Origin of the sequence: Bradyrhizobium sp., assembly GCF_030646015.1 — a bacterium.
Classification (GTDB): Bacteria; Pseudomonadota; Alphaproteobacteria; order Rhizobiales; family Xanthobacteraceae; genus Bradyrhizobium.
Genome location: NZ_JAUSLT010000197.1, coordinates 1 through 7,799 on the forward strand (window position 1 = coordinate 1; position 7,799 = coordinate 7,799).

At 65.1% G+C, this 7,799-nt stretch carries 6 protein-coding genes; 4 read left to right on the forward strand and 2 right to left on the reverse strand.

All coding sequences use genetic code 11. The features are described from left to right. The 4 genes from Q7T45_RS28035 to Q7T45_RS28050 form a co-directional block, all read left to right on the forward strand. Window positions 1-906: AMP-binding protein (locus Q7T45_RS28035; RefSeq protein ID WP_304875364.1), on the forward strand; the 906-nt coding region annotated here is incomplete at its 5' end. A gap of 182 nt (window positions 907-1,088) precedes the next feature. After that, window positions 1,089-2,240, forward strand: coding sequence for an alpha/beta hydrolase (locus Q7T45_RS28040; protein ID WP_304875365.1), 1,152 nt, complete (start codon window positions 1,089-1,091; stop codon window positions 2,238-2,240). 72 nt (window positions 2,241-2,312) lie between these two features. Next, the gene (gene mbfA, locus Q7T45_RS28045; protein ID WP_304875366.1) at window positions 2,313-3,284 is read left to right on the forward strand and encodes an iron exporter MbfA; all 972 of its coding nucleotides are present in this window, start codon (window positions 2,313-2,315) and stop codon (window positions 3,282-3,284) included. Between the two features lie 172 nt (window positions 3,285-3,456). Beyond that, window positions 3,457-4,929: an amidase gene (locus tag Q7T45_RS28050; RefSeq protein ID WP_304875367.1), complete on the forward strand. Its 1,473-nt coding sequence runs from the start codon at window positions 3,457-3,459 to the stop codon at window positions 4,927-4,929. Window positions 4,930-5,114: 185 nt separating this feature from the next. Here the strand turns inward: Q7T45_RS28050 and Q7T45_RS28055 are convergent, their stop codons facing one another. Next, a complete protein-coding gene (locus tag Q7T45_RS28055) occupies window positions 5,115-6,203 on the reverse strand; it encodes a Zn-dependent alcohol dehydrogenase (protein ID WP_304875368.1) in 1,089 nt (362 codons plus the stop codon). A gap of 238 nt (window positions 6,204-6,441) precedes the next feature. After that, on the reverse strand, window positions 6,442-7,799 hold a 1,358-nt coding region (locus Q7T45_RS28060; RefSeq protein WP_304875369.1), incomplete at its 5' end, for an acyl-CoA dehydrogenase family protein.

Here is a 7,799-nt window from a genome sequence, read left to right on the forward strand (position 1 = left end):
CCCTTGCGCTTCAACATGATGGCGATCACGCTCGGCGGCACCTCCATCATCATGGAATCCTTCGACGCCGAGGAATTCCTGAAGCTGGTCGAGAAGTACAAAGTCACGCAATCGCAGCTGGTGCCGACCATGTTCGTGCGCATGCTGAAACTGCCGGAGGACGTGCGGAAGCGCTATGACGTCTCCTCGCTGAAGGGCGCGATCCACGCCGCGGCGCCCTGCCCGATCGACGTCAAGGCGAAGATGATCGAATGGTGGGGACCGATCCTGATCGAGTACTACGCCGGGTCCGAAGGCAACGGCGTCACGGTATCGACCTCGCAGCAATGGCTCGATCATCGCGGCACCGTTGGCCGCTCCGTGGTCGGCACGATCAAAATCCTCGACGAGAACGATTCGGAATTGCCGGTGGGCCAGATCGGCACGGTGTATTTTGCCGACGCGCCTGTCTTCACCTATCACAACGATCCCGAGAAGACGAAGCGCGCCTATAATGCCAAGGGATGGTCGACGCTCGGCGATGTCGGCTATCTCGACGAGGAGGGCTTTCTCTACCTCACCGACCGCAAGTCCTACATGATCATCTCCGGCGGCGTGAACATCTATCCGCAGGAGACCGAGGACGTGCTGATCACTCACCCTGATGTCGCCGACGTCGCGGTGTTCGGCGTGCCGAACGAAGAAATGGGCGAAGAGGTCAAGGCGGTGGTGCAGCCGCACGACATGGCCAGGGCCGGCAAGGAGCTCGAGGCCGAACTGATTGTGTTCTGCCGCAAACATCTGTCGCCGATCAAGTGCCCGAAGAGCATCGATTTCGCAGCCGAGCTGCCGCGCACGCCCACCGGCAAGCTGGTGAAGCGCCATTTGCGCGACAAATACTGGCCGAAGGCGGCAGCGAAGGTGTGACTTTCTTCCCTTCTCCCCTTGTGGGAGAAGGTGGCAGCCGAAGGCTGCCGGATGAGGGGTCTCTGTCCGCGGAGACCGACCCCTCACCCGTCTCAATCGCGCTTTGCGCGATTGATCCACCCTCTCCCACAAGGGGAGAGGGGAAGAAGAACCGCGTTCACCTCATGATATGGCGAGAACGAATGACCACCCTCCCCGACATCCCGCTCCCCTCCACCATCCGCTCGCGCTTCGTCGATGGCATCAACGGCCTGCGCATGCATGTGCTGGAAGCCGGCTTCGAGACAAAAGGCCGGCCCTGCCTGCTGCTGCTGCACGGTTTTCCGGAACTGGCTTTCAGCTGGCGCAAGGTGATGCCGGAGCTGGCCGCCGCCGGCTACCATGTGATCGCGCCGGACCAGCGTGGCTATGGCCGCACCACCGGCTGGGATGCGAGTTACGACGGCGATCTCAATTCGTTCCGGCTGCTCAACCTGGTGCGCGACGCGCTCGGGCTGGTGTCCGCGTTCGGCTATCGCCACGTGGATGCGGTGGTAGGACATGATTTCGGCAGTTCGGTCGCGGCCTGGTGCGCGCTGGTGCGGCCCGACGTGTTCCGGTCGGTCGCGCTGATGAGCGCGCCGTTCGCCGGACCGCCGCCACTGCCGTTCGACACCGCCGATGCGCCGCCGAAGCCGAAGGCCGAAGATCCCGTGCATCGCGACCTCGCGGCGCTGCCGCGCCCGCGAAAACATTATCAATGGTACTACTCGACGCGGCAGGCCAACGCCGACATGCACCGGGCGCCGCAGGGCGTGCATGATTTCCTGCGCGGCTACTATCATCACAAGAGCGCCGACTGGAAGGACAACAAGCCCACTCCGCTGCAGGGCTGGACCGCCAGCGAGCTTGCAAAGCTGCCGACCTATTACGTGATGGATTTTGCGAAAGACATGGCCGAGACGGTGGCGGAGGAGATGCCGCCCGCCGAAGCGATAGCCGCCAACAAATGGCTGCCCGACCATGAACTCGCGTTCTACAGCGCCGAATATGCCCGCACCGGATTCCAGGGCGGCTTGCAGTGGTATCGCTGCGGCACCTCGGGCGACTTCATCGCGGAGTTGCAGACCTGGTCCGGCCGCACCATCGACGTCCCCTCGTGCTTCATTTCCGGCCAGCAGGACTGGGGCACCTACCAGCGCCCCGGCGTGTTCGAGGCGATGCAGAAGACGGCCTGCACCAACATGGTCGGATGTCATCTGATCGACGGCGCCGGCCACTGGGTGCAGCAGGAACAGCCAGCCGAAGTGAGCCGGCTGTTGCTGCAGTTCCTGCGCGAGGCTGCGAAGCCCTGATCATTTGACCTGGCAAGGCGCCATCTCTATAAGATTTAGAATGGTTCTAAATCTGACCACAGAGGCTTCGTCGTGAAGAATTTCGCCGATTTGACCGAGCGCGAAGTGCTGGCGGTCGCGATATCAGCGGAAGAGGAAGACAGCCGCATCTATATGAGTTTTGCGGAGGACCTTGCCGAGCGCTATCCGGATTCCGCAAAAGTGTTCGAGGAGATGGCCGAGGAGGAGAAGGGCCATCGCCACCTGCTGCTGGAAATGTACGAGCAGCGTTTCGGCAAGAACCTGCCGCCGATCCGGCGCGAGAACGTCAAGGGATTCCTGCGCCGCCGTCCGGTCTGGCTGACCAAGAACCTGTCGCTCGACACCATCCGCAAGGAAGCCGAGACGATGGAGTTCGAGGCCGAACGGTTTTACGTCAAGGCCGCGGAACAGGCCACCGATGTCGGGGTGCGCCGGCTGCTCGGCGATCTCGCCGAAGCGGAAAAAAGCCACGAGAACGTAGCGGCAAGGCTGACCGACGCGATCCTCCAGCCGGACGTGCGCGAGCAGGAAGACAGGACCCGCCACCGCGTGTTCGTGCTGCAATATGTCCAGCCGGGTCTCGCCGGATTGATGGACGGCTCGGTATCGACGCTGGCGCCGCTGTTTGCCGCGGCGTTCGCGACGCATCAGAACTGGCAGACGTTTCTGGTGGGATTGGCAGCCTCGATCGGCGCCGGCATCAGCATGGGTTTTGCGGAGGCGCTGTCCGACGACGGATCGCTGACCGGGCGCGGCTCGCCCTGGCTGCGCGGCGTGACCTGCGGCGCCATGACGACGCTCGGCGGCCTCGGCCACACCCTGCCCTATCTGGTGCCGGATAGCTGGGCCAACGCATTCTGGATCGCGACCGCGATCGCCGGCATCGTGGTGTTCTTCGAATTGTGGGCGATCGCCTGGATCCGCGCGCGCTACATGGATACGCCGTTCATGCAGGCGGCATTCCAGATCGTGCTCGGCGGCGCCATCGTGCTCGCGGTCGGGATCCTGATCGGCGGGGCGTAGGCTGTAGCGATCCGCCCGCTCCGGATTCCTGCCAAGCGCAGAGGTCATATAGGACCTCCGTCAAGCATCGATCCCGCGTTCGCACGATGCATCGATGCATGACGCGCTGTCTTGCGGCTCCCTCGCAAACTGCGCATCATCCGTGCCAGGCAAAAGTCAGCGGGAGAACATCTTGGCCAAATCGCAATGGAGCTTCAAGAGCGCCACCGAATTGTCGGCAGCCCTTGCAGCGAAGCAAGTCTCCGCCGTCGAACTGGCGCAGGACGCCATCGGCCGCATCGAGCGCCACGACGGCAGGATCAATGCGATATGCGTGCGCGATTTCGCCCGCGGCCTGGAAGCCGCCCGCGCCGCCGACGCGGCGCGCGCGCGTGGCGAAACAGCGCCGCTGCTCGGCATCCCCGTGACGGTGAAGGAATCCTACAATGTCGCCGGGCTGCCCACGACATGGGGTTTTCCGCCGCAGAAGGATTTTGTGGCCAGCGAAGACGCGCTGTCGATTTGCCGCGTCAAGCAGGCAGGTGGCGTGATCCTCGGCAAGACCAACGTGCCGGTCGGACTCGCCGACTGGCAGAGCTACAACGAGATCTACGGCACCACCAACAACCCGTTCGACCTCGGCCGCACGCCCGGCGGCTCCTCCGGCGGTTCGTCGGCGGCGCTGGCGGCCGGTTACGGGCCGCTCTCGCTCGGCTCCGACATCGGCGGTTCGCTGCGCGTGCCGGCGTTCCACTGCGGCGTCTATGCGCACAAGCCGACCTACAACATCGTGCCGCCGCGCGGGCATACCCCGCCGCCGTTTCCGCCGATCCCGCTCGACCGCGATCTGGCGGTGATCGGCCCGATGGCGCGCTCGGCCGCCGACCTCTCGCTGCTGCTCGACGTGATGGCGGGACCCGATCCGCTGGACAATGGCGTCGGTTACAGGCTCGCGCTGCCGCCGTCACGTCACACCGCACTGAAGGATTTTCGCGTACTGGTGATCGACAGCGACCCGGTGCTGCCGTCCGACAAGGATGTTCGCGGCTCGATCGAGCGACTGGCGGACAACCTTGCCAAATCAGGCGTGAGCATCGCGCGGCACAGCCCGCTGCTGCCTGATTTTGCGGACTCGTCGCGGCTTTATATGCGGATGCTGATGGGGTTTCTCGGCGCGTTCTTCCCCGCCGAGGCCATCGCCGGCGCGCAGGCCGGTGCCGCCCAGTTGAAGGCCGACAACACGAGCCTCGCCGCCGAGCGGCTGCGCGGCATGACGCAAAGCCATCGCGACTGGGTGCTCGACGACGGCGCCCGCGCCCGGCTGCGCGCGCAATGGCGCGAGCTGTTCAGATCGTTCGATGCGGTGATCTGCCCGATCATGCCGACACCGGCCTATCCGCATGATCATTCGCCGGACCAGGAAGTCCGGCGCATCCGGATCGACGGCACGGACCACGTCTACGCGGATCAGCTGGCGTGGCCCGGCATCGCCACCCTGCCCGGCCTGCCCGCCACCGCGATCCCGCTCGGCCTTTCGCCGCAGGGCCTGCCGGTCGGCGTGCAGATCGTCGGCCCCTGGCTGGAGGATCGCACGCCGCTGAAACTGGCGGAACTGATCGAACGCGAGTTCGGCGGGTTCGTGCCGCCGCCGATGTTCGATGATTGAAGTGCGGCCACGCGACGCGCGGCTCTTATCCCTCCCCCCGCGAAGCGGTGGGGAGGGTCGGCCGTAGCGAAGCGGAGGACGGGGTGGGGGGTCTATCGGCTACTGCGCTTGTGGAGACACCCCCCACCCGACCGGCCTTCGGCCGGCCACCCTCCCCACCGCTGCGCGGGGGGAGGGATGAAGAATCACGCATCGAACATGATGACGCTGCGGACGGTCTTGCCGGCCTTCATCGCGGCGAAGCCGTCGTTGATCTCGCTCAGCTTCAGCTTGGCCGAGATCCAGTCCTCCAGATGCAGCTTGCCGCGCATGTAGAATTCGACCAGCCGGGGCATGTCGACGCGGAAATGGTTCGAGCCCATCGACGAGCCCTGGATCTTTTTCTCCCTGAGAAAATCGAAGCCGTGCAGCTCGATCTTCTGGCCGAACGGGATCATGCCGACGATGGTCGCGGTGCCGCCGGGGGCGAGCATCGCAAACGCCTGCTCCGCGGTTTCCTTGCGGCCGAGCACCTCGAACGAGTGATGCACGCCGCCATTGGTGAGATCGCGCACCTGCTGCACCACGTCGCCATTCCTGGGATCGATGATGTCGGTGGCGCCGAGTTTGGTGGCCAGCTGCAGTTTTGCGGGATTGGTATCGACCGCGATGACGCGGCCGGCGCCGGCGATTTCGGCGCCGTTGATCGCGGCCATGCCGACGCCGCCGCAGCCGATCACGACCACGGTCTCGCCGGGCTGAACCTTGGCGGTGTTGACCACCGCGCCATAGCCGGTGATGACGCCGCAGCCGATCAGCGCCGCGAGATCGAGCGGCATGTCCTTGCGGATTTTGACGATGGCGTTTTCGTGCACCAGCATCTGCTCGGCGAACGACGACAGATTGAGGAACTGGTTCAGCTTCTCCGAGCGCGCCCATGACAGCCGGTTGGAGGCGCCGGGCAGCATCTTCACCGTGGTGTCGGTGCACAGCACCGGCCGTCCGGTCGAGCAATTGTCGCAGGTGCCGCAGAACACCGAGAGACACGTGACGACGTGATCGCCGGGCTTGACGTAGGTAACGTCGGAGCCGACCTGCTCGACGATTCCGGCCGACTCGTGGCCGAGCACCGCGGGCAGCGGATGCGGGTAGAGCCCTTCCATGAAATGCAGGTCGGAGTGGCACAGCCCGGCAACCGAAGTGCGGATCAGCACCTCGCGCGGACCCGGCTTCTGCAGGCTGACATCCTCGATCACGAGCGGCTTGTTGACTTCAACCAGGACGGCGGCCTTCATCGGTGTTTCCTCGTTTTGTTTTGGTTCTTTATTATGTGTTCGTTCTTCGAACGCTGACAGTGTTCACCCTCCCCTGGAGGGGGAGGGTCGACGCGACTGAAAGGAGCGGCGGGGTGGGGTGACAGTCTCTCCTCGCAAGCAGTGCCCGAGGTGAAAGACTGTCACCCCACCCCGACTCGCATTTCGCTGCGCTCATGCGAGCCGACCCACCCCCTCCAGGGGAGGGTAAGAAACGAGCCTACGCCGCCGAAATCAATTCGCCAACCTCGGCCATCCCGACCGCGCGATCACTCAGCAAATGGCCGGTGATGGCGCGCTGCGCGGCATTTTCCGTGAGCCGGAATGGATCGCCCGCCGCAACCCGGTGATCGATCACCATCCGCGACAGCAACAGCCGGCGCGCATCGCCGCGCATCTCGTGGATGCGCCCGCCCTCCCAGGCCAGCGTCACGGCGCTGGCGACATGATAGAGCAGGCTGGTGGCGCGGCGCGCCTCGGCCTCGTTGTCCATGCGGCTCGCAACCTCGCGGGCAAAGCCGATGGCGCGGTCGGTGAGATCGCGCAAGCGGCTGCGCCAGGCCTGCGGCACGTTGGCGCTGTCGTCGAGGCGGGCGTGCAGGTCGGCGGCCAATGCCGCCTCGGCGCCATGGCGGCCGACCGCGCGCTTCAGCGCATCGATCGCCACGATATTGCCGGTGCCTTCCCAGATCGAGCCGAGATGGGAGTCGCGCAGCAGCCTGCTGGTGGCGAATTCCTCGATGTAACCGATGCCGCCGCGCATCTCGAGCGCGTCGCCGCAGACCTTGCGGGCGTCGCGGGTGGCGCGGAATTTCAGGGTCGGCGTCAGGATACGCAGCAGGGCCGCCGCGTCCTGGCTGCCGGCCTCGGCGCGGTCCAGCGCGTCGGCGGTGACAAAACTCATCGACAACGCCTGTTCGGTCGCCAGCATGATCTTCATCAACTGCCGCCGCGCCAATGGCAGGTCGATGATGCGCTGGCCGAACACCACGCGGTTCTGCGCCACCGTCATGGCGTCGTGATGCGCGCGCCGCATCAGCGCGGTGGATTTGACGCCGTTGGAGAGTCGCGAGGAATTCACCATCTCGGCCATCTGGACAAAGCCGCGATCGAGCCTGCCGACCGCGTAGGCAATCGCGCCCTCCAGCTTGATCTCGCCCGAAGCCATCGAACGGGTGCCGAGCTTGTCCTTGAGGCGGACGATCCGGTAGTGATTGGGCGTACCGTCATCGAGCGTCCGCGGCATCAGGAACAGGCCGACGCCGCGGGTGCCGGGACCGGCACCTTCCGGCCGCGCCAGCAGCATCACGACTTTCGCATCGGCATTGGAGCAGAACCACTTCTCGCCCGTGAGCCGCCAATGGTCGCCTTCCTGCACCGCCGTCGTGGTCAGCGTGCCGACGTCGGAGCCGCCTTCCTTCTCGGTCATGAACTGGCCGCCCTGGGTCAGCCTGTTCATGTCGGTCTGCGTCAGTCCGTCGAGATATCTGGCCTTCAGGGCCTCGCTGCCGAAATTCGACAACAGCTTGGCGCAGCCGTCGGTGACATTGATCGGGCAGCCCAGCCCGAACTCGGCCT

What these genes read in the sequence shown, in the direction of transcription:
- Q7T45_RS28055 (WP_304875368.1), bottom strand. Translation starts at nt 6,203, where the DNA reads ATGAAGGCCGCCGTCCTGGTTGAAGTCAACAAGCCGCTCGTGATCGAG.
- Q7T45_RS28040 (WP_304875365.1), top strand. Translation starts at nt 1,089, where the DNA reads ATGACCACCCTCCCCGACATCCCGCTCCCCTCCACCATCCGCTCGCGC.